The organism is Neisseria mucosa (assembly GCF_003044445.1).
GTDB classification, from domain to species: Bacteria; Pseudomonadota; Gammaproteobacteria; order Burkholderiales; family Neisseriaceae; genus Neisseria; species Neisseria mucosa_A.
In genome coordinates this window covers 1-22,769 of the sequence record NZ_POWX01000027.1, presented here as the reverse complement: position 1 = coordinate 22,769, position 22,769 = coordinate 1, and the positions used below count along the sequence as shown (strand labels likewise).

Here is a 22,769-nt window from a genome sequence, read left to right as displayed (position 1 = left end):
TCCGGGGAGGATTAAGGGGATATTTGGGTAAAATCAGGAGGTATTGGGGGGGAAAAATAGCCGAAAACCTGTGTTTGGGTTCCGGCTGTCAGCGAAAAGGTGAAGAGAGGTATTTTGCAAAGGTCTCAGACTGTATCTTTCAGACGACGTTTATTTTTTAAAATCCGTTTATAAAATGTTTAAACAAGTTGCATCTACTTCGGTTGCCTATGATGGAAATAAGCAGGCATATATAGTGGATTAAATTTAAATCAGGACAAGGCGACGAAGCCGCAGACAGTACAGATAGTACGGCAAGGCGAGGCAACGCCGTACTGGTTTAAAGTTAATCCACTATATCGTGTTACCAAACTTGCGCCGCCATTAATCTTATTGCCAGAAACTAATCCAAGTTTCTGAAGTTTCAGCCATTTCCAATATTTCTAAAATATCGGAGAAATCATAAGCAACAACAAAAGGTCGCCTGAAAACCCAAATCCAAGTTTTCAGACGACCTTTTCATATCAACCGATTATTTAAGCAGCAAAGCGTTTGGCGACTTCGTCCCAGTTGACGATTTCCCAGAAACCTTTCAGGTAGTTGGGGCGGCTGTTGCGGTAGTCGATGTAGTAGGCGTGTTCCCATACGTCGCAGGTCAGCAGCGGAGTGTTTTCAGTGGTCAGCGGAGTTGCCGCGTTGGAAGTGGAAACCAAATCCAATTCGCCGGCAGGGGTTTTCACCAGCCATGCCCAACCGGAACCGAAAGTACCTGCCGCGCAAGCGGAGAATGCTTCTTGGAATTTCTCGAAGCTGCCCCATTTGGCGTCGATGGCGGCGGCCAGTTCGCCGGAAGGTTTGCCTTGACCTTTAGGCGTGAAACCCAGCCAGTAGAAGGTGTGGTTCCAAGTTTGGGCTGCGTTGTTGAACACACCGCCTGAAGATTTTTTCACAATCTCTTCCAAAGGCAGGTTTTCAAATTCGGTACCTTTGATTTGATTGTTCAGATTGGTGATGTAGGTTTGATGGTGTTTGCCGTAGTGGAATTCCAAAGTCTCTTTGCTCAGATGCGGGGACAATGCGTCCAGTTCATAAGGCAGTTGTGGCAGCTTATGTTCCATTTTTAGTGCTCCTAAATTATTTGTATATGATTGTATTTTGGTAGTGTCCGCTGCTCGGGATAAACCGGACAGCATCGCTATTCTACCTGCTTTAAATCAGGGAAACCAATTAAACTTGTGCTGCGCTATAATAGCAGATTCCAATTTCCATTCATTTAGGATTGCCGCCATGAACGATTATCCCGATACGTCGTCTGAAGACCGCGAAGTCAGCGCGTTGTCGCTGCCGCCGCATTCGATGGAGGCGGAGCAATCCGTTTTGGGTGGTCTTTTGCTCGAGAATTCGGCTTGGGACAGAATCGCTGATGTGGTTACCGGCGAAGACTTCTACCGACATGAACACCGCCTGATTTTCCGCACCATCGCCAATCTGATTAACGAAAGCCGTCCTGCCGACGTGATTACCGTTCAGGAAAGTTTGGAGCGCAATGAGGAACTAGAGGCGGCGGGCGGATTCAATTACCTGATTACTTTGGCGCAAAACACGCCGTCCGCTGCGAATATCCGCCGCTATGCCGAAATCGTGCGCGAGCGTTCCATTATGCGCCAGCTTGCCGAGGTCGGTACCGAAATCGCCCGTAGCGCCTACAATCCGCAAGGCAGAGATGCGGGGCAGCTTTTGGATGAAGCGGAAAACAAAGTATTCCAAATTGCGGAAAGTACGGCTAAATCCAAACAGGGCTTTCTCGAAATGCCTGCGCTTTTGAAGGAAGTAGTCGAGCGCATCGACATGCTTTATTCACGCGACAATCCCGATGAAGTGACCGGCGTGTCAACAGGGTTTATCGACTTGGATAAAAAAACCTCAGGTCTCCAGCCGGGCGATTTGATTATTGTGGCAGGTCGTCCGTCTATGGGTAAAACTGCCTTTTCGATCAATATTGCGGAACACGTTGCCGTAGAGGGCAAGTTGCCTGTTGCCGTATTTTCGATGGAGATGGGCGGCGCGCAATTGGTGATGCGTATGTTGGGTTCGGTGGGCAGGCTTGATCAGAGCGTTTTGAAAACGGGTAGATTGGAAGATGAACACTGGGGTCGTCTGAATGAGGCTGTGGTCAAGCTTTCTGATGCGCCTATGTATATTGACGAAACACCGGGCTTGACCGCGCTCGAATTGCGCGCCCGCGCCCGCCGCCTTGCGCGCCAGTTCAACGGAAAATTGGGCTTAATCGTGATTGACTACCTGCAATTGATGGCAGGCTCAGGCCGTTCGGACAACCGAGCCTCAGAACTCGGCGAAATTTCGCGCTCCCTCAAAGCCTTGGCGAAGGAGTTGCAAGTTCCTGTTATTGCTTTGTCGCAGTTGAGCCGTACCGTAGAGCAGCGTACCGACAAGCGCCCAATGATGTCCGACTTGCGGGAATCCGGTGCCATCGAGCAGGACGCCGACCTGATTATGTTTATGTACCGCGACGAATACTATAACCAAGAATCGCCCATGAAAGGTCTCGCGGAATGTATTATCGGTAAACACCGTAATGGTCCGGTCGGGAAAGTATTCCTTACTTGGATGGGGCAATTTACCAAATTCGATAATGCAGCCTACATTCCCGAATCGGCATTGATGGAAGATTGAGACAAATCAGCCTGAAAACCAAGCAAATTTCATATTTTATTAGGCAATTCATCCCAATATCGTTTAGAATGAGCCAAACCGCATAATTACCGGCGATAAAAATATTCTAAGTCGGATAATAAAACACATTACTTAACTCTAGACGTTTTTACTACTCATGTACGCACAACAAAAAGGTTTTACCTTAATCGAATTGTTGGTCGTGATTGCTATTACCGCCATCATGGCCACTATCGCCCTTCCTAATATGAGCGAATGGATTGCCTCCCGTCGAGCTGCCAGTCAGGCAGAGCAGGTGGCAAATCTCTTGCGTTTCGCACGAGCCGAAGCAGTCCGCCTCAATCTCCCTGTCTATGTCTGTCCCGTAAAAGTTAGAAAACACGGCCTGGCTGACGGCAAATGCGACAGCAGCCAAAAAAGCAGCGGCTTGCTCGCCTATGCTGATAAAACCCGAGACAAAGCCTATGAGAATGACACAAGCGATATTTCTCTGCGTTCCATAGTCCTCAACGGTACCGACCCTGCCAAAGTTTCCCATACATTCCAACACGTCGCATTTGGAAAAGATAATGCCGATGACGGTGAGGCCGTATTTTGGTCATTTATGCCCAACGGCACATTCGGCTATACCACCTCCAACACACTCGATAAATTAACAACTTTCAAATACGCCGACGGCTACATCAAAATCAGCATGACAGATTCCTCCGCGACAACCGAAAAAACCAAAAAATCCCGCGCCAGTATCGTCCTTATCGACAGCAGCGGTCGAGTCGAAATCTGCGCCAAATCAGATTCGCGACCCCTTTGCCAATATACAGGATCTTAAAGTCCCGAACACCAAAACTAAAAACACCATTTTATTCTATGAAATACATAATATTACAGACAAAAGGTCGTCTGAAAACGAGCAAAGCGAGTTTCGCCAAAACCCGTTATTCAGATTTTTACAAACCTAACCAAGCAGGTATGACTTTAATTGAAGTCTTGGTCGCCATGTTCGTCCTCGCAATCGGCGTACTCGCCCTGCTCGCCATCCAGTTGCGTACCGTTTCCAGCGTACGCGAAGCGGAAGGACAGACTATCGTATCCCAGCTTACCCAAAATTTGGTTGAAGGTATGCTGATTAATCCGAGACTTGAAAAATGCACAGCCTCTCAAGCGGGAGCAACTAATAGTGGACGCAATAGAGGGTGGTGTAAGAATTATAGCGATTACTACACCACATACGGTGATTCCTCTACTGAACCATTGAAAAAAGGACCATTGTCATTGAGTATGAAAAAAGAAGAGTTGGCTAAAGCACAACTTGGTCAATTTCATGACGCTTTAGACAAAGCTTTTCGCGATTCTGACATTTCTGATTTTTATTATGTAGTATGCCGAGATGGTAAAAATAAAGAACCTACCTTTGAAGGGGGTAAGTTTAAACCAGAATGCGATGAGGATAAAACTGCCGATACCGTTATCAAAGTATTATGGCTCAAAGATGCAGAAAGCGACAAAGCAGCAAGCGGCATTAAAAAATCCGAAGACTCGATTGTTTACACCTACCAAGTACGCGTAAGGGAAAGATAATGAATAAGAAAAACCGCCCACACATTCTGGTCAAAACAGGCATGCAAGGCTTCAGTTTGATTGAATTCCTTGTGGCAAGCGCATTGAGCATGATAGTCCTGCTGGCCGTCAGCTCGGGCTATTTTACCGCCCGCAGCCTAAACACCGCTGCAACCTCCCGCCTAAACGTCCAACAGGATTTGCGCAACGCATCCAACCAAATCGTGCGTGATGCCCGTATGGCCGGAAACTTTGGCTGTTTCAATATGTCAGGATACGATGCTCAAGCTGTTATTAAAGACTTTGGTTCCAAAGAATTCTTCACGATCAAGAACGGACAAATGCTTTCTGCCGTTCGAGAAACAAATGATCTAGGTGCGACTGGTTTTCAACCGAGCAGTAAAGCACTGATTTTCCAATATGGCATAGATGCAGAAAACCCGACAGGCTTAAAAGCAGAAACTGCAGTAGCCAGTAGTTGTACCAATATTACCAAACCAGGGAATCAGATTACCGATGTAAAAGCAGCTTTAGCAGCTTTGAATTTGAAAACGGATTCATCCCAAGCGGGCAATATTTCCATCATGAAACATGAGGTAAATGCTTACGCTGTTGGCACGGCAGGTGGGCAAGAAGGTCTATATCGCTTCCAACTGGCAGAAAATGGTGAATGGAGCAATCCGCAGTTATTGATTAAAGGGATTAAGAGCATGAAAATCCGTTATTTTTATGCTGTTGAATGCCCTCAAACAGATGTAGAAAGCAAAGCGGCATCGGCTCCTACCGGAAATACGCAAAATCAAGGACAAACTCCAGGTGAGGATGAAACATTCACATATAGCGATGAACTTCCTCCAAAAAATCCAGATCTTGCTAAAGAAACACCTGCATCTATTGAGTTACTGCTGAACAGTAATGACAAAAGAGAACTTGGCAGTATTAATGCAGCCGGAAGCAATGATAAAAATGAAGTACAAATCTATCGAATCAACGCGACTATACGCGGAGGAAACAAATGCGCAGACCGATTACTCTAAACCATCCTGCTAAAGCCTCTGCACAAAAGGGCTTTGCATTATTCATTGTCCTGATGATCATGATCGTCATCGCCCTGCTCGTCGTTACCGCAACCCAGTCCTACAATACTGAGCAGCGTATCAGTACCAACGACGCTGACCATAAATTTGCTACTACACTTGCTGAAGCGGCATTGCGTGAAGGTGAGAACCACATTTATGAAATTGAAGACGGTAAAAAACCATTTACTGATGATTGTGCTGATGGTCTATGTAAAGCGGCGCAGGTTAGTAAAAATACCTACGCGGCTACAGCAGGAACAATTACTGTCAACGGGACTTCAAGCGTTGAGGCATGGATTCGCGAAGATGATAAGTGCATTAATTCTGAAAATAGAAAGAAAACAAAATGCATTGATGTGAATGGAATAAAATATCCTGGCGTAAATAGTGGTGCGAAAAAAGATGCGCGTTATATCATCGAATACCTAAGCACCAATTCTACCGACAACCGTACCATTTACCGCGTTACCGCCAAAGCATGGGGGAAAAACGAAAATACGGTGGTTATACTACAATCTTATGTAGCCAACGAATAAAATAAATAGATAAAATCATGAATACGTCTATCACTAGATCTCAAGGGTTTACGCTGGTTGAGATGCTGATTGTCGTTGCTATCATCGGCATCCTCAGTACCATCGCTTACCCTTCCTATATCCATTACATTGAACGCGGCTATCAATCCCAAGCACATACGGAACTGCTTGCTATTAACAATGCCTTGAAAACCGAATTAGTCAAAAATCCTACCCTTAAAATAAAAGATGAAATTGAGGGAGATACGGGATTGGTTAAGACCTACAAAGCTGCGCCCGAGGTTGCTGCCAAATACGACTTCAGCGGTGAAATGAAAAATAAGGACGCTAAAAACAGCAGGGCTTATTATCTTTTCGCCACTCCGAAAACCGGTACTGATTACAAACTTTCCGTTTGGATGGACAGCTTGGGCAATGCCTATAAATGTACTGATGCAGAATCGGCTAAAGCCAAGTCAACAAGCAAAAACGGCAATACAGGCTGCGAACAGGTAGGTTATAAAAAATAGAGGAATAAATCGGCTCTTTTATTTACTTTTTAAGCCTCAAGATCTATTTTGTTAAAATCTAGTTTTGTCGAATAATATCGGCTATCCATATTCCAAAATATAGCGATAAAGCAAACAAAGGTCGTATGAAAACACATTTGGTTTTCAGACGACCTTTTTCTATTCCAACGCTCAAGCCAAGCTGACTTCCAAGTTATCAATCAGGCGCGTTGTTCCCAAACGGGCGGCTGCGAGGACAACTAGGGCTTTGTCGCCGGTACGCGCGACGGCGAGGCTTTCTGCATGGCGGATTTCGACGTAATCGACTACCCAGCCCGCTTCGGTCAGGCGGCGGACGGTTTCTGTTTCCAGACCGACATAATCCAGATTGCCGTTTTTGAGCTCGGCGGCGACGCGTTGCAATTCGCGGTACAGACGCGGGGCGTCGGCGCGTTCGGCTTCGCTGAGGTATTGGTTGCGGCTGGAAAGCGCAAGTCCGTCAGGAGCTCGGCCGGTATCGACGGGAACGATGTCGATATTGAAATTCAGGTCTTCGACAAAGCCTTTGATAATTGCCAACTGCTGATAGTCTTTTTTGCCGAAACAGGCGGTATCGGGTTGGACGATGTTGAACAGTTTGCTGACGACGGTAGCCACGCCGCGAAAATGTCCGGGGCGGAATTTGCCGCACAATTCGTTTTGAAGGTTAGGCGGTTCAACGTTGAAACGTTGCTCGACATTGGGATACAGCTCTTTTTCGTCAGGCGCGAACACGACGGCTACGCCTTCGTTGGCGAGTTTGTCGGCATCTTGCTGCAAGGTGCGCGGGTATTTGTCGAAATCCTCGCCCTGCCCGAATTGCAGGCGGTTGACGAATATGCTGACCACGACATTGTCGGCGCGTTTTTTGGCTTCGCGAACGAGGGCGAGATGGCCTTCGTGCAGATTGCCCATAGTCGGTACAAAGGCAACGCTGCCTGCGTTTTTGCGCCATTCGCGTAATTCTTTAATGGTATGAATGATTTGCATGGTGAAAAATGTCCTTTATCTTTTTCGGGGATGGCCGCGTACAGCCGCCATGTTTTGTCAGCCCGAAAATCACGCGCCGATTATACGCTGGGAACACGGACAAACAAAGGTCGTCTGAAATTCGGTTTTCACGATGAAAACCTTTTCAGACGACCTTTTTTAGTTATAGTGGATTAAATTTAAACCAGTACGGCGTTGCCTCGCCTTAGCTCAAAGAGAACGATTCTCTAAGGTACTGAAGCACCAAGTGAATCGGTTCCGTACTATCTGTACTGTCTGCGGCTTCGTCGCCTTGTCCTGATTTTTGTTAATCCACTATATAAGCATCAGGCAAACGAATGTTCCGCAGCAGGGAAGGTTTTGACCTTGACTTCATGAACATAGGCTTCAACGGCGGCTTGGACGCTGTCTTTGCCCTGCATGAAATTTTTGACGAATTTGGCGGTTTTGCCAGGAAAAATGCCGAGCATATCGTGCATAACCAAAACTTGTCCGTCGCAATCCACGCCCGCGCCGATGCCGATGGTCGGGCAAGAGACGGTTTCGGTTACTTTTTTCGCCAACTCCGCCGGCACGCATTCCATCAATACGATGGCTGCACCCGCTTGGTCGTGTGCTTTTGCATCTGCCAACAAGGCTTCCGCCTTATCGCCGCGTCCTTGCACTTTATATCCGCCAAACGCAAACACGGACTGCGGAGTCAGGCCGATATGGGCGCAGACGGGAATGCCGCGCATTTGCAGGAATTCGGTGGTTTCCGCCATCCAAACACCGCCTTCGAGTTTGACCATATGCGCGCCCGCCGCCATCAATTCGGCAGCGGCGGCAAACGCCTGTTCTTTACTCTGTTGATACGCACCAAAAGGCAAGTCGCTGACAATCATCGCGTTTTCCGTACCGCGCGCGACGTTTTCAGTGTGGTAACACATATCGCGCAGGCTGACGGGCAGCGTGGATTTGCGTCCCTGCACGGTCATGCCCAAGGAATCGCCCACCAGCAAAACATCGACGCCGGCATGGTCCATCAACGCGGCAAAGCTGGATTCATAGGCGGTCAGCATGGCGATTTTTTCGCCTTCTGCCTTCATCTTTTGCAGTGTGTTCACAGTAATCATTGGAATGTGTTCCGCCTTTTTTTCAGACGACCTTTTAGATTAAAACGGGCTATTATAGTGAAATGCCCGCCGCCCTGCCACCATCCGCCCGAACGGCAGACGCAAAACAGCCCGACTGCTTTCACAATCGGGCTGTTTGATTGGTGCCGGCACCAAGAGTCGAACTCGGGACCCCCTGATTACAAGTCAGGTGCTCTACCAACTGAGCTATACCGGCTTACTGAAATACCTTACGGCACTTTCAGCGATAAACTGGTGCCGGCACCAAGAGTCGAACTCGGGACCCCCTGATTACAAGTCAGGTGCTCTACCAACTGAGCTATACCGGCAAAGAAGCCGAATTATGCCGTTAACTGCCCCGCTTGGCAAGAGCTTGTTGCCCACAAAGTAAATTTTTATAAAAAATATCTGATTTAAAAAGAAATTTATTTCAGGCGTAATGATTACCCCATATATAAACCAAGCCGCTTAGGCATATCCGCACAAGGTCGTCTGAAAAACACAAGCACAAAAAGCATTTCAGACGACACTCTGATAAAATACTCCCCTTTCCCCTCCATCCGTCCACACCATGCCACGACACCCCTACCGCCGCCTGCGCCCCGCCAAGTCCGACCTGCCCGAAGTCGGTATTTCCGAAGAAGGCAACATCCGCTCGTTGCATCTGGGCAGCGATACCATCCAAAGCTCGATGAACCTCGACCATCCTGCCGAACTGGTTTTGTCGTACAGCCGCGCCATGATGGGCTGGCTTCTGTTTGTAGAAGAAACGCCGAAACACATCACCCAAATCGGCTTGGGCGGCGGCTCGTTCGCACGCTGGATAGACAGCTACCTGCCCGACACCAAACAAACCGCCGTGGACATCAACCCGCAGGTCATCGCCGTCGCTCGCAGCTTGTTCGAGCTGCCGTTTGAAGGGGAAAACTTCGAAATCGTCGAAGCGGACGGCGCGGAATACATCAAAGTGTTCCGCCACAATACCGACGTAATTCTGGTGGACGGCTTCGACGGCGAACAAATCATCGACGCGCTGGTGGAGGAACCTTTCTTCCAAGACTGCCGCAACGCCCTCTCGCCCGACGGCGTGTTCGTGACCAACTGGTGGAGCGGCGACAAACGCTACCAACGCTTCGTCGAACGCCTGCTCAACGTCTTCGAAGGCCGCGTGCTGGAGCTGCCGGCCGAAAGCCACGGCAATATGGCGGTGATGGCGTTCCAAAGCAGTCCGAAAGAGCAAAATCTCGACAAGCTAAAAAAACGCGCGGAAAAATTAAGCGAACAATACGGTTTGGATTTCAAACGGATGTTGAACGATTTGAAAGCCAGCAACCCAAACAACGGCAAACATTTTTATCTGTGAGATAAACAGGTCGTCTGAAAACCTAAAACCGCCGACACATAAAATTTCAGACGACCGCCTCCTATCCGCTCCTCCTTATCCGTTCATTTCATACCTGAATTGGGCTATAATACCGCCCGACACACACCATTCCGCAAAACACCCTCCCCATGCAACTCACCGCCGTCGGACTCAACCATCAAACTGCGCCCTTGAGCATACGCGAAAAATTAGCATTCGCCGCCGAGCATCTCCCCGATGCCGTTCGTGCTTTGGCACACAGTCCGGCTGCTGACGAAGCCGTCATTCTGTCTACCTGCAACCGTACCGAGCTCTATTGCGTCGGCAATACAGAGCGGATTATTGAATGGCTTGCCGAATATCATAATCTTCCTATCGAAGAAATCCGCCCTTATCTCTACACTTTAGACAACAACGAAACCATCCGACACGCCTTCCGCGTAGCCTGCGGGCTGGATTCCATGGTATTGGGGGAACCGCAAATCCTCGGACAAATCAAAGATGCCGTCCGTATCGCCCAAGATCAGGAAAGCATCAATTCACACCTCAATGCGCTGTTCCAAAAAACCTTCTCAGTAGCCAAAGAAATCCGTACCGATACCGCCGTCGGTGAAAATTCCGTATCTATGGCATCCGCCTCGGTCAAAATGGCGGAACAAATTTTCCCTGATATTGCCGATTTGAATGTTTTATTTATCGGCGCAGGCGAAATGATTGAATTGGTGGCTACCTACTTTGCCGCGAAAAACCCCAAACTGATTACCGTTGCCAACCGTACCCTGCCCCGTGCGCAAGAATTGTGCGACAAACTCGGCATTACTGCCGAACCTCGCCTGCTGACCGACCTACCTGAAATTTTGCACGAATACGATGTCGTCGTTTCTTCAACCGCCAGCCAACTGCCGTTGGTCGGCAAAGGCATGGTTGAACGCGCTCTGAAACAACGCCATAATATGCCCGTTTTCCTATTGGATTTGGCCGTCCCCAGAGACATCGAAGCAGAAGTGGGCGAACTTGGAGATGCCTATCTTTATACCGTCGACGATATGATGAACATCGTCCAAAGCGGTAAAGAATCACGGCAAAAAGCCGCCGCGGCCGCCGAAGCCATGGTTGAAGAAAAAGTCGGCGAATTTATTCAACAACAAAAAAGCCGCCAAAGCGTCCCGCTTATCCGCGCACTTCGCGATGAGGGCGAGCGCGCCCGCAGACAAGTGCTGGAAAATGCAATGAAGCAACTGGCGAAAGGTACGTCCCCCGAAGAAGTCCTCGAACGCCTCTCCATCCAACTGACCAACAAACTGCTCCATTCCCCTACCCGAACCCTCAATAAAGCAGGCTCAACCGACAGTGATCTTGTAGAAGCCGTTGCCCAAATTTATCATTTAGACAAAAATGATTGAAGCTATAAAATATAAGGGTCGTCTGAAATCTCAAATAGCGTTTCAGACGACCTGGTATTTTCAAAAATAGCCAAGACCTTTGCGAAATAACCCTTTTTACCCAACAGTTAAAATTCCAACACATATTTTCGGCTGTTTCCGTTGTCCGAGCAGGACGGCTTTGAATGTGGACAACTGGGGATAGGCGGGATGGCCGCAATGGTCTCGGAGATAACGGTTTTTCGTCGATTCAGGTATTGCTCGATCGGTTACCAATCAATCATCTGCTCCAACTTCAACAGCGGAAGCAGTCGATATGTTGGGCAATCATGGCTTGTGCGGTTTGCCGGAAGAAGATGCTCATAGAAAATCCCCTAAATGTCTTGATGGGAATTTAGGGGATTTTGGAGAATTTTGCAAAGGTCTCAGGTTCATTAGGCAATAGTGCAAAGGGTAGATTACTAAACACAACAAAAAGGTCGTCTGAAAAATTTTCAGACGACCTTTTAGCTTAATTTTTCTGAATAGCCTGTCTAAGGCAGTACAACCACATTTCAATCTTTTCCTGCACAGAAAAAGGAATACAGCAGCTGTATCATCTCGTTGACTCGTGAATCGGCAATGTAATATTGCCGTTCTCGGTGGTTCACTTCAAAAGACACCAATCCGGCCTCGCGCAATAGGGCTAATTGGCTGGACATCGCCGCTTGAGGCATGCCGGATGACTCAGCCAGTTCGGTTACATTGTACGGTCTTTCGTGCAGCTTACACAGTACAGCGAGGCGGTGGGGGTTTGCCAGAAGTTTAAGAAAGGCGGTGGCTTCTTCGTAGGGCGGTTGATTGTCGGCTGTGGTCATTGTTTGCCCTTTTCTGCAAATAAGAAAGTTGGATTATCAGCCATAACTGCCGCAGCGGCAACTTTCAGACGACCTCTATTTAACGGTTCCATGGCATTTTAGCCAGCAGTCGTGCCATGCCGCAGAATCCGGTTAAACCGGCTGTCAACAGGCCTGCGCCGACTGCTGCGTCTATCAGGTAAAACCAAGGCGATACCAGCGAACCTGCCAACACACCGAACAGAACCAACCCGCCCGCGATGGTTTGTACCTGCCGCATGATGTCCGGCGCGGCGTGGTCGGCAATTATGGGGAGACCTGCGGCTTTCCATGCCTGCAAACCGCCCTCAAGAATGTAACACTCGCGTCCCCGACCAAGTTCCGCCAATGCTGCCTCCGCCTGCGCCGTGCGCTTGCCGCCCAAGCAATAAAAAATCAGACAGAGCGCGGTGTTGTCGGGCAGTTTCTCGCGATGCTGCTCCGGCGGCAGGGACAATGCGCCGCCAATATGCCCGCCCCGATATTCTGCTTGGCTGCGAATGTCCACTGCCAACGCACCTTCACGGATTTTCGCTACCGCTTCCGCAGGAGTAATTCGTGGAAGTTGTCCTTCTTTACTCATGTTTTGCCTTCTTTATTTTTTGCTGATGTGGCAGGTATTGATGCCCAATAAGCTGTACAACGCGCAGTTTCCTATCAAGGCGGTAGCCAGCGGGATGATGCCCAACCAACCCCACCAGCCGATTTGACCTGTCGCAGCGGCGGCGATTAAGGCTATGCCAATGATAATGCGGAGAGTGCGATCCAAAGTACCTAAATTCCGTTTCATTTTATTGATCCTTGTCTGAGAGTAAGTTATCTAAAAATAAACATATATAACAAAAGTTATATATAAGAAATTTTATATTTTTGGATTAATTTTGTCAAACGGTTTGCTGTGAGGTGTTCTGGAGGTAGAGGAGGACTTTTTTAGATAAGAAGGTACGGTCGAAACCATGCTTCGGTATAGTGGATTAAATTTAAATCAGGACAAGGCGACGAAGCCGCAGACAGTACAAATAGTACGGCAAGGCGAGGCAACGCCGTACTGGTTTAAATTTAATCCACTATATTACGCACAAACACAGAAAACTGTTAGGCTCTCAATCTAGTTCAACTTGCGACACACAACAAAAAGGTCGTCTGAAAACCGGTAAAACCGATTTTTCAGACGACCTTTTATGCAATTCTGTTTTAGAACGGAATATCGTCGTCGATGTCTTCGACAGGGGCTGCCGGTGCGGCGGGAGCTTGGCGGCGGGGGGCTGCGGGGGGGTCTTGGTTTTGCGGGGCGGCTTGGTATTGTTGTTGCGGCGCTTGTTGTTGGTAGCCGCCTTGGCTGTAACCGCCGTCGTCGTAAGGTGCACCGCCGCTGTTGTCGTTGCGGCCGCCGAGCATTTTCATTTCGTTGGCGATAATGTCGTATGCGGTACGTTCGATGCCGTCTTTGCCTTGGTATTTACGGCTTTGGATGCGGCCTTCCAAATACACTTGGCTGCCTTTTTTCAGGTATTGTCCGGCGATTTCGGCGAGGCGGCGGTACATGGTGATGTTGTGCCACTCGGTGCGTTCTACGCGTTGACCGTTGCGGTCGTTCCATGTTTCGCTGGTGGCGACGCTGAAATTACAGACGGCTTCGCCGTTGGGCATGTAACGGACTTCGGGGTCGCGACCGAGACGGCCGATAAGGATGACTTTGTTCAATGACATTTTTTAAACTCCTGTGATGATGTTTTCGGCGGCCTCTTGGTCAAATCCTTTTTGCAACGCCTTGATGTAAATGGTTTGTTTGTCTGCGCTGAAGGCGATGCTTTCGACACCTTCGACTTGGGACAATGCTTGGTAGAGCGAATCGTGTTTTTCCTGCCATGCGGGGCTGACGGGATAGCTGAGGTTTTTGACGGGTTTGGGCGCGGGCGCGAGTACGGCGATGACCAGCCATAGCAGCATCAACACGCTGCAAAAGGTGAAAACGCCTACGAAGCCGTATTGTTGAAACAGCCATCCGCCGCTTGCGCCGCCCACAAACAGTCCGACAGACTGCATGGTATTGTAAACGCCCATCGCCGTGCCTTTCAAATCGGATGGCGCAATCTTAGACACCATGGACGGCAGGCTGGCTTCCAATACGTTGAAGCCGATGAAGTAAACAACCAGATAGGCGGTAATCAGCCAAATCGAGTGCATGCCGAACAATAAGCCGATTTGCGCCGCTGCGATGCAGGCGATGCCGAGGATGAAGACTTGTTTGAGCTTGTTGCGGGTTTCGCCGATGATGATGAGGGGGATCATGATCACCAGCCCTGTAATGGTCGAGGGCAGATAGACTTTCCAATGCTGGATTTTTTCCAAACCGAGCTGCGTCATGGCAAAAGGCAGGGCGGTGAACAACGCCATTTGGGCGGCGTGCAGCGCGAAAATGCCGAAATCCAAGTTGAGAAGCTGGCGGTCGCGGAGGACTTCGCCCATGCGCGAGGGCTGCGCCTGTGTGTCTTCGTGCAGCTTCGACACTTCGGGATCAGGGGTCATCCAAGCGACAACGCCTATGCTGATGACGGTCAGGATACCGGTCAGCATAAACAATCCGGGAACGCCGATAATGTTGGCAATCATCGGCGCAACCACAAGGCTGACGGAAAAGGTCAAGCCTATGCTCAAGCCTATCATCGCCATTGCGCGGGTACGCACACCGTCTCGGGTCAAGTCGGCAAGCAGCGCGGTAACTGCGGCGCTGACTGCGCCAGCCCCTTGTATGGCGCGCGCGGCAACCAGCATAGGTAATGAGTTGGCAGCAGCGGCTAAAAAACTACCGGCGGCAAAGACAATCAGTCCGACATAAATGGTCTTTTTGCGTCCGAATTTATCGGAGGCGATGCCCAAAGGCAGTTGCAGCAAAGCCTGCGTCAGACCGTAGATGCCCATTGCCAGACCGACCAAGGTTTTGTTGTTTTCCGCGCCGGGCAATGAGGCGGCATATAAGGACAAAACGGGGAGAACCAAGAACATCCCCAACATACGCAGTGCGTAAACGCCGGAGAGGGTGGTGCTGGCACGCCATTCGTGCGGGAACATTTGGATGCGGTTGTCTTTTGCCATAAACGATTTTTCAGACGACCCCGTAGGATTCAGAGGTCGTCTGAAATTTTGAAATTATCAGATGTGCGGATTATACAGGATTCAAAAGGGTTTGCATTTGCACAGACCGCAGCCGTCTATAAACCGCAGTTCAACCCCACTGCCAACGGTTGCGCCACGCGCCTAAGACGGCGTTGGGATATTTGTTGCTGCCCAAGCTGCCGTTGAAGCGCGCCAAAGCGCGGACGATGTTGCCTTTTTCGATATTGTTGTAGTGGCGCAGGATGGTGCAGCCGTAGCGCAGGTTGGTGCGGATGTCGAACAGGTTGTGCGAAGGTTTGCCGATATAGTTTTTCCAAAACGGCATAACCTGCATCAGCCCGCGGGCGCCGACGCCGCTGATGGCGTATTGGCGGAACGCGCTCTCGACTTCGATCAAACCCAAAATCACTTGGGTATTCAAGCCCGCGCGGCTGCTTTCGTATTGGATGTTGACCAGCAGACGGCGGCGTTCGGCGGCATCGGGAACGTAGCGGGCAAGGCGGGAGGACATCGCCGCCAGCCAGCGTTCGCCTTCGCTTGGGTCGGCGAACACGAGGCGCGGCGGATTGACATTGTTGATAGAGCTGCGCATGACCGAAGCAACATCGTCGGCAAGCGTTTCTTCACGTTGCGCGCCGGCGAGCGCTGCGGTAGGGCTGAGCAGCAATGCGCCGCCTGCCAGTAAAAAGCGGCGGCGGGACGGAGATTCGGGTGTGAGGATAAGGTTTTCCGTTTTCATGTGTAGTGTCATTCGTTTAGTCGGTTTAAAGGTCGTCTGAAAAACCTATTTTCGTTTTCAGACGACCGTTTTGACGTTTGCAAAACGGATATTATAAGAAGATCTCCGTGCAGAATCAAAGGCAGCGTGCATCATTTATATAGTGGATTAACCTGAAGCAGAATTGCGGCGGTTTAAAGTTGATTTGCGATATTGTCAATCAACGGCGGGACAGAGTAACATTAGGCCTTCGTTTATCCACCGGTATTTTTTCATGACCACTACGCCCACCAACGTCCTGGCATCCGTCGATTTAGGTTCCAACAGCTTCCGCCTCCAAGTTTGCGAAAACAACAACGGACAACTAAAAGTCATTGATTCCTTCAAACAAATGGTGCGCTTTGCCGCCGGTTTGGACGAACATAAAAACCTCAGCGAAGAATCCCAAGAACGCGCCTTAGACTGTTTGGCAAAATTCGGCGAACGGCTGCGCGGGTTCAGACCCGAACAAGTGCGTGTCGTGGCGACCAACACCTTCCGCGTAGCAAAAAATATCGCCCAATTCCTACCCAAAGCCGAAGCTGCACTGGGCTTCCCCATCGAAATCATCGCCGGCCGCGAAGAAGCTCGTCTTATTTACACCGGCGTCGTCCACACCCTGCCGCCCAACGGCGACAAAATGCTCGTCATCGACATCGGCGGCGGCTCAACCGAGTTTGTTATCGGTTCCGACCTGCACCCGCTTGCCACCGAAAGCCTGCCCTTAGGCTGCGTTACTTACAGCCTGCGTTTCTTTCAAAACAAAATCACCGCCAAAGATTTCCAAGCCGCCATCTCCGCCGCACGCAACGAAATCCAGCGCATCAGCAAAATGATGAAGCGCACAGGCTGGGATTTCGCCATCGGCACATCCGGCTCCGCCAAATCCATACGCGACCTTATCGCTGTCGAGCTGCCGCAAGAAGCCGACATTACCTACAAAGGCATGCGCCATCTTGCCGACCGCATCATTGAAGCCGGTTCCGTCAAAAAAGCCAAATTCGAAAGCCTCAAACCCGAACGCGTGGAAGTATTTGCCGGCGGACTGGCGGTCATGATGGCAGCGTTTGAAGAACTCGAACTCACCAAGATGACCGTTACCGAAGCCGCCCTGCGCGACGGCGTGTTCTACGACCTGATCGGACGCGGTTTGAACGAAGACATGCGCGATCAGACGACCGCCGAGTTCCAAAACCGCTACCACGTCAGCCTCAACCAAGCCAAACGCGTCGCCGAAACCGCGCAAGCCTTTATGGACAGCCTGTGCCACGCCAAAAACGTAACCGTCCAAGACCTTGCCCAATGGCAACAATACCTCGGCTGGGCAGGCAGGCTGCACGAAATCGGACTCGACATCGCCCACACAGGCTACCACAAACACTCTGCCTACATCCTCGAAAACGCCGATATGCCCGGCTTCTCCCGCAAAGAGCAAACCATACTCGCACAACTGGTCATCGGACATCGCGGCGACATGAAAAAAATGGCGGATATTGTCGGCAGCAGCGAAATGCTTTGGTACGCCGTCCTCTCCCTGCGCCTTGCCGCACTTTTCTGCCGCGCCCGCCTTCCTTTGGATCTGCCGCCGCAAACCCAACTGCGCGCCGACGAAACCGGAAAAGGCTTCATCCTGCGCATCAGCCAAAACTGGCTCGAACAACACCCCCTAATCGCCGCCGCGCTCGACTACGAAAGCGCGCAATGGCAAAAAATCGATATGCCTTTCAACGTGCAGCCTCAATAGGGTTGAAAATGGCAAAAAGGTCGTCTGAAAATCCGTTTCAGCATTCGTGATGAACGTTGAAACAGGTTTTCAGACGACCTTTTGTGTATTCTGGCATTGGCAAGGCCTGCTGTTTATAGTGGATTAACTTTAAACCAGTACGGCGTTGCCTCGCCTTGCCGTACTATCTGTACTGTCTGCGGCTTCGTCGCCTTGTCCTGATTTAAAGTTAATCCACTATAACAAGCATTGAATCATCTGCGGGCCGTTATGAACTTTCACCCAAAATCATCGAGCCTATGCCCGCATCGGTGAAAATTTCCAGCAAAAGCGCGTTGGGCAGGCGGCCGTCGATGATGTGGGTCGCTTTGACGCCGTTACTTGCTGCTTCGACGGCGGAGCTGATTTTGGGCAACATACCGCCGTAGAGCGTGCCGTCTGCGATTAATTCGCCGATACGGCTTGGTGTGAGGTTGGTCAGCAGGTTGCCTTCTTTGTCCATCACACCGGCGATATTGGTCATCATTAGCAGTTTTTCCGCGTTCAACTCTTCCGCCAGTTTGCCTGCGACTAAATCCGCGTTGATGTTGAACGCTTCGCCTTTTTCGCCGACGCCGATGGGCGCGACGACGGGGATGCAGCCGCGTTCGATCAATCCTTCAATCAGGCGCACGTCTATGCTTTCGACCGTACCGACTTGTCCGATGTCCACGCCTGTTTGTTCAGGCGTATCGACCAGCAGTTTTTTCGCTTTGATGAAGTGGTTGTCGCGTCCGGTGACGCCGACCGCGCGTCCGCCCTGCAAATTAATCAGCGAGACGATTTCTTTATTCACATGACCGCCCAACACCATTTCGACGATGTCCATCGTTTCGCCGTCGGTCACGCGCATGCCTTGCACGAATTCGCCTTTTTTACCGATTTTTTCCAACATTTCATTAATTTGCGGGCCGCCGCCGTGGACGATGACGGGGTGGATGCCCACCAGTTTGAGCAAAACAACATCGCGGGCGAATCCTTCTTTCAAAGCAGGCTCGGTCATGGCGTTGCCGCCGTATTTGATGACGATGACGGAGCCGGAAAAACGGCGGATATACGGCAGGGCTTCGGCTAAAATGCGCGCTTTGTCGGCTGCGGAAATGGGGTGGGATTCGCTCATAATCGTGTCTCATTGTTAACAATTTAATCATTATAGCGGATCACCTTTGAATCAGTAAAAATCAGCTTTGCAACTATTTGCCGCTTTGCCGTCTTGTCCCGATTTAAAGTGAATCTGCCCTATCTTAACGTCAAAGGTCGTCTGAAACAACATTCCCCGCCCCTTATCGGTTGAGGACGCGCCCGTCGGAATGGTAGAATCAACGGATTCGGGCATATCGGTTTGCCGTCGCCGACGGACGCGGTATTGCCCACACATTTTTTCAAACAACGGTTATCCGGTTCGCCCGATATACCGAGGACTTTCCCATGATTAAAATCAGCACTCAATTTGATGCCGGCTCCGTCGTCGTCAAAGACCTGACCGACCCTGCCAATATCCGCCTCGCCCTGCGTCCGGACAACGCTTCCGATTTCGCCCAATGGTTTTACTTCCGCCTGCAAGGTGCGGCCTACCAGAATTGCGTGATGCACTTTGAAAACGCGGCGGATTCGGCTTATCCGCAAGGCTGGGAAGATTATCAGGCGTGCGCCTCTTACGACCGCCAAAATTGGTTCCGCGTCCCGACCGAATACGAAAATGGCGTGCTGACCATCAACCATACCCCGCTCTCCAACAGCGTTTACTACGCCTATTTCGAACCCTACTCCCACGAACAGCATTTAAACCTCTTGGGCGACGCGCAAGGCAGCGGGCTTTGCCGCATCGACGACTTGGGCAGCACCGTGCAAGGCCGCGACATCAACCTGCTGACCATCGGCAACCAAGTTGAAAGCGACATGAAAATCTGGATTATCGCGCGTCAGCATCCGGGCGAAACGATGGCGGAATGGTTTATCGAAGGACTGCTCGGCCGCCTGCTCGATCCGCAAGACCCGACTGCACGCACTCTGCTCGACCGCGCCACGTTCTACATCGTGCCGAACATGAACCCCGACGGCTCGGTATTGGGCAACCTTCGAACCAATGCCGCAGGCGCAAACCTCAATCGCGAATGGGAAAATCCGACTTTGGAAAAAAGCCCCGAAGTATTCCTCGTTCGCGAAAAAATGCTGGAAACCGGCGTGGATTTGTTCCTAGACATTCACGGCGACGAAGGGCTGCCGTTTGTCTTTGTCGCCGGTACGGAAGGCGTGCCGAACTACAATCCGCGTATCGCCGCGCTGGAAACGCAGTTCAAAACCGCCCTGCTCTCCGCCAGCCCCGACTTCCAAGACGAATACGGCTATGAAAAAGACGCGCCCGGCCAGGCGAACATGACGCTCGCAACCAACTGGGTGGGCAACCGTTTCGACTGCCTCGCCTATACGCTCGAAATGCCGTTTAAAGACAACGCCAACCTGCCCGACGACGATTTCGGCTGGAACGGTCAACGCTCCCTGCGCTTGGGCGAAGCCATGTTGTCAGCGGTCTTGAACGTTGTCGATGATTTGCGATAATTCTTTTCCCATCACACAAAAGGTCGTCTGAAAATCCCAATCGGCATTTTCAGACGACCTTTGTCGGGCTAAAAACACATAAACCGCCCTTCCCATAAGGAACACCATCATGATGATACATCCGCAGTTTGACCCCATTGCAATCAGTATCGGACCAGTCGCCATCCGCTGGTATGCCCTCAGCTATATCGTCGGCTTTATGCTTTTCCTATGGCTGGGACGCCGCCGCATCAAACAAGGCAACACCGCCTTTACCCAAGAAATGCTCGATGACTTCCTGACTTGGGGCGTGTTGGGCGTCATCCTCGGCGGACGGCTCGGCTATATCTTGTTTTACAAATTCTCATACTACCTCGACCATCCGCTCGAAATGCTCAAAGTCTGGGAAGGCGGCATGTCGTTTCACGGCGGCTTCTTGGGCGTCGTCATCGCCATGTGGCTGTTCAGCCGCAAACACAAAATCAGTACCTTGAAAACCATGGATTTCGTCGCACCGCTCGTTCCGCTGGGTTTGGCTTCCGGCCGTATCGGCAACTTTATCAACGGCGAACTCTGGGGTCGCATTACCGACATCAACGCCTTTTGGGCAATGGGCTTCCCGCAAGCGCGCGCAGAAGACCTCAATGCCGCCGTGCGCAACCCGCTTTGGGCGGAATGGATGCAGCAATACCATGTGCTGCCGCGCCACCCTTCGCAACTCTACCAATTCGCGCTTGAAGGCATCTGCCTCTTCATCGTCGTATGGATTTTCTCCAAAAAACCGCGCCCGACGGGACAAGTCGCCTCCCTCTTCCTTGGCGGCTACGGCTTCTTCCGCTTCATTGCCGAATACGCCCGCCAGCCCGACGACTATCTCGGCCTGCTCACCTTGGGCTTGTCGATGGGACAATGGTTGAGCGTGCCGATGATTGTTTTGGGCGCCATCGGCTTCGTTTGGTTCGGTAAGAAAAACCGCCTGAACTGATACCCAAAGGTCGTCTGAAAACCCAAGCGGGACGCGATAACCAGCGTCCCGTTCTCACATCAGCCGCGCATCAGCCATTCCAAACAGGCGCAATTTGCGATTCATCAAACCGAATCGCAAAAAATCTTAAATCCGACTTGGTTTATCCGCCGCCCGATGGTATCGTGGCACACCTTTCCACCTTTTTTAAGAGAGCCCAAAATGTCAGAAGAAAACAAAATCAAAGTCAACGACCTGCCCGAAGACAAAAAAGAACAGTCTGAAGAAGTCGAGCTGCCCGTAGTCAACAACGAAGAAAAACGCGGCGGTCACAGTGAAGGCGGCTGCTGCGGCGCATGCGGCGGTTGATTCCGTTTTGAAAAACAAAGGTCGTCTGAAAACCTGAAACATGGTTTTCAGACGACCTTTTTATCGAACGAGGGATGATGACAATAAAGGGATCCACATCCAAACTCGTCATAGTTTCGAACCAGGATTACGAGCGTGCCAGTAAATGTTTGCTCATTTGAGGGCCATTGTTGTCTTCAAATTTAATCAGGCTTGCTTTGACATGATAACCCAATACTTTCGCAATAATTCCGCTCATGGACTTTCTCAGTATGCGATTGTAGCGTTCTGCGGAGCGGTTGTAAGCACGGCGCGCGGAAACAACGTCGTTTTCAGCTGCATCCAGCATTTCAAGCTGGCTTTTCAACCCTTCGTCGGGTCGTTGTTTTAAGTTTTTTTCCAAAGCTTCCTGCAAGCTTCGGAGCAATTTGTTTAATTCTGCTTCCGCATTGCACAGGCGGGAAAGCGATTCCGGCGAAAAAGATTTGGATGCCTGGCTCAATACCGCTTCTGCATCGCCACAGGCGGACAACAAACCTTTATCCATATCATCACCTTCGCGCCCTAAGTAGATTTTTGACGCATCTAAAACATGTCTGACTGCCTGATGCCTACACGCCAAAGCGATACGCAATGCAACGAAAGATTCTTGGTAATCTTTTTTACAACGGCTGAGCTTTTGTTTGAAATTAATCAGCAGAAAGCCCAATATCACGGCGATGAAAATAAGACTAATGATTCCCATAATGCTCATCCTTGATTATTTATTGAAGTAATGTGTTGAGTATTTTGCAGATTTCTCGCGAACGAAAACCAATCCGCAGATTTGATTTAGTTTGATGGCATTATAACCCAAATAGATTTTTTTGCCCATAAGTCATAAAAAAGGCCGTCCGAATTTTGAACTGGCCCCCAAATCTTGGACACTCATAAAAGCCTATTCAGGCGCTCTGTGCAAGCTGGGTTCTGTATGCGACAGGACTCAGCTTTTTCAATTTCAAACTGCAACGCTCGCGGTTGTAGTAATCCATATAATCATCTATCTGTTTCATCAATTCATCCACCGTCAATTCCCCTGCACGATAGAAACACTCCGTCTTCAGCACCGCAAAGAAGCTTTCCATCGGTGCATTGTCCCAGCAGTTCGCCTTTCGCGACATGCTTTGAACCATGGAATGTTTTGCAA

At 50.2% G+C, this 22,769-nt stretch carries 26 protein-coding genes, 2 tRNA genes and 1 pseudogene; 13 read left to right on the top strand and 16 right to left on the bottom strand.

Features of this window, described 5'->3' with window-relative positions; all coding sequences use genetic code 11:
- Positions 1-515 precede the first annotated feature (515 nt).
- A complete protein-coding gene (locus DBY90_RS11785) occupies positions 516-1,097 on the bottom strand; it encodes a superoxide dismutase (RefSeq protein ID WP_003777725.1) in 582 nt (193 codons plus the stop codon).
- A gap of 169 nt (positions 1,098-1,266) precedes the next feature.
- On the opposite strand from DBY90_RS11785, the gene dnaB reads away from it, so the two are divergent.
- The 6 genes from dnaB (at position 1,267) to DBY90_RS11755 (ending at position 6,354) form a co-directional block, all read left to right on the top strand.
- Positions 1,267-2,673, top strand: a complete 1,407-nt coding sequence (dnaB, locus tag DBY90_RS11780; RefSeq protein ID WP_070491795.1) for a replicative DNA helicase — start codon at positions 1,267-1,269, stop codon at positions 2,671-2,673.
- Between the two features lie 157 nt (positions 2,674-2,830).
- Positions 2,831-3,502, top strand: coding sequence for a pilus assembly FimT family protein (locus DBY90_RS11775; RefSeq protein WP_070491798.1), 672 nt, complete (start codon positions 2,831-2,833; stop codon positions 3,500-3,502).
- Between the two features lie 38 nt (positions 3,503-3,540).
- On the top strand, positions 3,541-4,251 hold the full coding sequence (pilV, locus tag DBY90_RS11770) for a type IV pilus modification protein PilV (protein WP_083286704.1): 711 nt from the start codon (positions 3,541-3,543) through the stop codon (positions 4,249-4,251).
- Positions 4,251-5,267, top strand: coding sequence for a PilW family protein (locus DBY90_RS11765; RefSeq protein WP_070491800.1), 1,017 nt, complete (start codon positions 4,251-4,253; stop codon positions 5,265-5,267). The genes pilV and DBY90_RS11765 overlap by 1 nt, the downstream gene beginning before the upstream one ends.
- Complete coding sequence (locus tag DBY90_RS11760) at positions 5,246-5,845, top strand: pilus assembly PilX family protein (RefSeq protein ID WP_070491802.1); 600 nt, start codon at positions 5,246-5,248, stop codon at positions 5,843-5,845. Before DBY90_RS11765 ends, DBY90_RS11760 begins: the two co-directional genes overlap by 22 nt.
- A gap of 17 nt (positions 5,846-5,862) precedes the next feature.
- Positions 5,863-6,354, top strand: coding sequence for a PilX family type IV pilin (locus DBY90_RS11755; protein WP_070491804.1), 492 nt, complete (start codon positions 5,863-5,865; stop codon positions 6,352-6,354).
- Positions 6,355-6,525: 171 nt separating this feature from the next.
- Here DBY90_RS11755 and panC read toward each other — a convergent pair whose 3' ends face one another.
- From panC to DBY90_RS11730, 4 genes are all read right to left on the bottom strand, one after another.
- Positions 6,526-7,362, bottom strand: coding sequence for a pantoate--beta-alanine ligase (panC, locus tag DBY90_RS11750; protein ID WP_070491807.1), 837 nt, complete (start codon positions 7,360-7,362; stop codon positions 6,526-6,528).
- A 326-nt stretch (positions 7,363-7,688) separates the two neighbouring features.
- Positions 7,689-8,477 carry a 3-methyl-2-oxobutanoate hydroxymethyltransferase gene (panB, locus tag DBY90_RS11740; protein WP_070491406.1) on the bottom strand — a complete coding sequence of 263 codons (789 nt, stop codon included), beginning with the start codon at positions 8,475-8,477 and terminating at the stop codon, positions 7,689-7,691.
- A gap of 141 nt (positions 8,478-8,618) precedes the next feature.
- A tRNA-Thr gene (locus DBY90_RS11735) sits at positions 8,619-8,694 on the bottom strand.
- Positions 8,695-8,730: 36 nt separating this feature from the next.
- Positions 8,731-8,806, bottom strand: a tRNA-Thr gene (locus tag DBY90_RS11730).
- 242 nt (positions 8,807-9,048) lie between these two features.
- Between DBY90_RS11730 and DBY90_RS11725 the strand changes: the two genes are divergently transcribed.
- Positions 9,049-9,840 carry a polyamine aminopropyltransferase gene (locus DBY90_RS11725; protein ID WP_107987286.1) on the top strand — a complete coding sequence of 264 codons (792 nt, stop codon included), beginning with the start codon at positions 9,049-9,051 and terminating at the stop codon, positions 9,838-9,840.
- 149 nt (positions 9,841-9,989) lie between these two features.
- Positions 9,990-11,243, top strand: a complete 1,254-nt coding sequence (gene hemA / locus DBY90_RS11720) for a glutamyl-tRNA reductase (protein WP_070491402.1) — start codon at positions 9,990-9,992, stop codon at positions 11,241-11,243.
- Positions 11,244-11,776: 533 nt separating this feature from the next.
- On the opposite strand, the gene DBY90_RS11705 is transcribed toward hemA, so the two are convergent.
- The 3 genes from DBY90_RS11705 to DBY90_RS11695 all read right to left on the bottom strand — a co-directional run bounded on the left by DBY90_RS11705 (position 11,777) and on the right by DBY90_RS11695 (position 12,887).
- Positions 11,777-12,079, bottom strand: a complete 303-nt coding sequence (locus tag DBY90_RS11705) for an ArsR/SmtB family transcription factor (protein WP_070493181.1) — start codon at positions 12,077-12,079, stop codon at positions 11,777-11,779.
- 79 nt (positions 12,080-12,158) lie between these two features.
- Positions 12,159-12,680 (bottom strand): rhodanese-like domain-containing protein, encoded by a 522-nt coding sequence (locus DBY90_RS11700; RefSeq protein WP_070493184.1) that lies wholly within the window; start codon positions 12,678-12,680, stop codon positions 12,159-12,161.
- Positions 12,681-12,692: 12 nt separating this feature from the next.
- Complete coding sequence (locus DBY90_RS11695) at positions 12,693-12,887, bottom strand: YgaP family membrane protein (protein WP_070493187.1); 195 nt, start codon at positions 12,885-12,887, stop codon at positions 12,693-12,695.
- A gap of 172 nt (positions 12,888-13,059) precedes the next feature.
- Between DBY90_RS11695 and DBY90_RS13025 the strand changes: the two are divergent.
- Positions 13,060-13,179, top strand: a pseudogene (locus tag DBY90_RS13025) (IS5/IS1182 family transposase); the annotation flags it as partial.
- 112 nt (positions 13,180-13,291) lie between these two features.
- Here the strand turns inward: DBY90_RS13025 and DBY90_RS11690 are convergent.
- The 3 genes from DBY90_RS11690 to DBY90_RS11680 form a co-directional block, all read right to left on the bottom strand.
- A complete protein-coding gene (locus DBY90_RS11690; protein ID WP_107987282.1) occupies positions 13,292-13,807 on the bottom strand; it encodes a single-stranded DNA-binding protein in 516 nt (171 codons plus the stop codon).
- Between the two features lie 3 nt (positions 13,808-13,810).
- A complete protein-coding gene (locus DBY90_RS11685; RefSeq protein ID WP_070493190.1) occupies positions 13,811-15,193 on the bottom strand; it encodes an MFS transporter in 1,383 nt (460 codons plus the stop codon).
- 130 nt (positions 15,194-15,323) lie between these two features.
- Positions 15,324-15,953: a lytic transglycosylase domain-containing protein gene (locus DBY90_RS11680; protein WP_070493193.1), complete on the bottom strand. Its 630-nt coding sequence runs from the start codon at positions 15,951-15,953 to the stop codon at positions 15,324-15,326.
- A 253-nt stretch (positions 15,954-16,206) separates the two neighbouring features.
- Here DBY90_RS11680 and ppx point away from each other — a divergent pair, with 253 nt between their 5' ends.
- A complete protein-coding gene (gene ppx, locus DBY90_RS11675; protein WP_003742088.1) occupies positions 16,207-17,715 on the top strand; it encodes an exopolyphosphatase in 1,509 nt (502 codons plus the stop codon).
- A 247-nt stretch (positions 17,716-17,962) separates the two neighbouring features.
- Here ppx and argB read toward each other — a convergent pair whose 3' ends face one another.
- On the bottom strand, positions 17,963-18,853 hold the full coding sequence (gene argB, locus DBY90_RS11665; protein ID WP_070493197.1) for an acetylglutamate kinase: 891 nt from the start codon (positions 18,851-18,853) through the stop codon (positions 17,963-17,965).
- Positions 18,854-18,904: 51 nt separating this feature from the next.
- Positions 18,905-19,069, bottom strand: coding sequence for a pseudouridine synthase (locus tag DBY90_RS11660; RefSeq protein ID WP_070493200.1), 165 nt, complete (start codon positions 19,067-19,069; stop codon positions 18,905-18,907).
- A 92-nt stretch (positions 19,070-19,161) separates the two neighbouring features.
- Here DBY90_RS11660 and DBY90_RS11655 point away from each other — a divergent pair, with 92 nt between their 5' ends.
- Positions 19,162-20,292 (top strand): M14 family metallopeptidase, encoded by a 1,131-nt coding sequence (locus DBY90_RS11655; protein WP_070493203.1) that lies wholly within the window; start codon positions 19,162-19,164, stop codon positions 20,290-20,292.
- On the opposite strand, the gene DBY90_RS13020 is transcribed toward DBY90_RS11655, so the two are convergent.
- On the bottom strand, positions 20,257-20,403 hold the full coding sequence (locus DBY90_RS13020; protein ID WP_185952209.1) for a hypothetical protein: 147 nt from the start codon (positions 20,401-20,403) through the stop codon (positions 20,257-20,259). The genes DBY90_RS11655 and DBY90_RS13020 overlap by 36 nt on opposite strands.
- Here DBY90_RS13020 and lgt point away from each other — a divergent pair.
- Both lgt and DBY90_RS13230 read left to right on the top strand, forming a co-directional pair.
- Positions 20,402-21,256: a prolipoprotein diacylglyceryl transferase gene (gene lgt, locus DBY90_RS11650; protein ID WP_070493206.1), complete on the top strand. Its 855-nt coding sequence runs from the start codon at positions 20,402-20,404 to the stop codon at positions 21,254-21,256. The genes DBY90_RS13020 and lgt overlap by 2 nt on opposite strands.
- Positions 21,257-21,457: 201 nt before the next feature.
- Positions 21,458-21,604 (top strand): hypothetical protein, encoded by a 147-nt coding sequence (locus tag DBY90_RS13230; RefSeq protein WP_003767024.1) that lies wholly within the window; start codon positions 21,458-21,460, stop codon positions 21,602-21,604.
- Positions 21,605-21,731: 127 nt separating this feature from the next.
- Here DBY90_RS13230 and DBY90_RS11645 read toward each other — a convergent pair whose 3' ends face one another.
- Both DBY90_RS11645 and DBY90_RS11640 read right to left on the bottom strand, forming a co-directional pair.
- Positions 21,732-22,328: a LemA family protein gene (locus DBY90_RS11645; RefSeq protein ID WP_039855689.1), complete on the bottom strand. Its 597-nt coding sequence runs from the start codon at positions 22,326-22,328 to the stop codon at positions 21,732-21,734.
- Positions 22,329-22,524: 196 nt separating this feature from the next.
- A partial coding sequence (locus tag DBY90_RS11640) for an IS3 family transposase (protein WP_234405084.1) occupies positions 22,525-22,769 on the bottom strand: 245 nt, incomplete at its 5' end.

What these genes read in the sequence shown, in the direction of transcription:
- DBY90_RS11785 (WP_003777725.1), bottom strand. Translation starts at nt 1,097, where the DNA reads ATGGAACATAAGCTGCCACAACTGCCTTATGAACTGGACGCATTGTCC.
- dnaB (WP_070491795.1), top strand. Translation starts at nt 1,267, where the DNA reads ATGAACGATTATCCCGATACGTCGTCTGAAGACCGCGAAGTCAGCGCG.
- DBY90_RS11775 (WP_070491798.1), top strand. Translation starts at nt 2,831, where the DNA reads ATGTACGCACAACAAAAAGGTTTTACCTTAATCGAATTGTTGGTCGTG.
- pilV (WP_083286704.1), top strand. Translation starts at nt 3,541, where the DNA reads ATGAAATACATAATATTACAGACAAAAGGTCGTCTGAAAACGAGCAAA.
- DBY90_RS11765 (WP_070491800.1), top strand. Translation starts at nt 4,251, where the DNA reads ATGAATAAGAAAAACCGCCCACACATTCTGGTCAAAACAGGCATGCAA.
- DBY90_RS11760 (WP_070491802.1), top strand. Translation starts at nt 5,246, where the DNA reads ATGCGCAGACCGATTACTCTAAACCATCCTGCTAAAGCCTCTGCACAA.
- DBY90_RS11755 (WP_070491804.1), top strand. Translation starts at nt 5,863, where the DNA reads ATGAATACGTCTATCACTAGATCTCAAGGGTTTACGCTGGTTGAGATG.
- panC (WP_070491807.1), bottom strand. Translation starts at nt 7,362, where the DNA reads ATGCAAATCATTCATACCATTAAAGAATTACGCGAATGGCGCAAAAAC.
- panB (WP_070491406.1), bottom strand. Translation starts at nt 8,477, where the DNA reads ATGATTACTGTGAACACACTGCAAAAGATGAAGGCAGAAGGCGAAAAA.
- DBY90_RS11725 (WP_107987286.1), top strand. Translation starts at nt 9,049, where the DNA reads ATGCCACGACACCCCTACCGCCGCCTGCGCCCCGCCAAGTCCGACCTG.
- hemA (WP_070491402.1), top strand. Translation starts at nt 9,990, where the DNA reads ATGCAACTCACCGCCGTCGGACTCAACCATCAAACTGCGCCCTTGAGC.
- DBY90_RS11705 (WP_070493181.1), bottom strand. Translation starts at nt 12,079, where the DNA reads ATGACCACAGCCGACAATCAACCGCCCTACGAAGAAGCCACCGCCTTT.
- DBY90_RS11700 (WP_070493184.1), bottom strand. Translation starts at nt 12,680, where the DNA reads ATGAGTAAAGAAGGACAACTTCCACGAATTACTCCTGCGGAAGCGGTA.
- DBY90_RS11695 (WP_070493187.1), bottom strand. Translation starts at nt 12,887, where the DNA reads ATGAAACGGAATTTAGGTACTTTGGATCGCACTCTCCGCATTATCATT.
- DBY90_RS11690 (WP_107987282.1), bottom strand. Translation starts at nt 13,807, where the DNA reads ATGTCATTGAACAAAGTCATCCTTATCGGCCGTCTCGGTCGCGACCCC.
- DBY90_RS11685 (WP_070493190.1), bottom strand. Translation starts at nt 15,193, where the DNA reads ATGGCAAAAGACAACCGCATCCAAATGTTCCCGCACGAATGGCGTGCC.
- DBY90_RS11680 (WP_070493193.1), bottom strand. Translation starts at nt 15,953, where the DNA reads ATGAAAACGGAAAACCTTATCCTCACACCCGAATCTCCGTCCCGCCGC.
- ppx (WP_003742088.1), top strand. Translation starts at nt 16,207, where the DNA reads ATGACCACTACGCCCACCAACGTCCTGGCATCCGTCGATTTAGGTTCC.
- argB (WP_070493197.1), bottom strand. Translation starts at nt 18,853, where the DNA reads ATGAGCGAATCCCACCCCATTTCCGCAGCCGACAAAGCGCGCATTTTA.
- DBY90_RS11660 (WP_070493200.1), bottom strand. Translation starts at nt 19,069, where the DNA reads ATGCCCGAATCCGTTGATTCTACCATTCCGACGGGCGCGTCCTCAACC.
- DBY90_RS11655 (WP_070493203.1), top strand. Translation starts at nt 19,162, where the DNA reads ATGATTAAAATCAGCACTCAATTTGATGCCGGCTCCGTCGTCGTCAAA.
- lgt (WP_070493206.1), top strand. Translation starts at nt 20,402, where the DNA reads ATGATGATACATCCGCAGTTTGACCCCATTGCAATCAGTATCGGACCA.
- DBY90_RS13020 (WP_185952209.1), bottom strand. Translation starts at nt 20,403, where the DNA reads ATGATGGTGTTCCTTATGGGAAGGGCGGTTTATGTGTTTTTAGCCCGA.
- DBY90_RS13230 (WP_003767024.1), top strand. Translation starts at nt 21,458, where the DNA reads ATGTCAGAAGAAAACAAAATCAAAGTCAACGACCTGCCCGAAGACAAA.
- DBY90_RS11645 (WP_039855689.1), bottom strand. Translation starts at nt 22,328, where the DNA reads ATGGGAATCATTAGTCTTATTTTCATCGCCGTGATATTGGGCTTTCTG.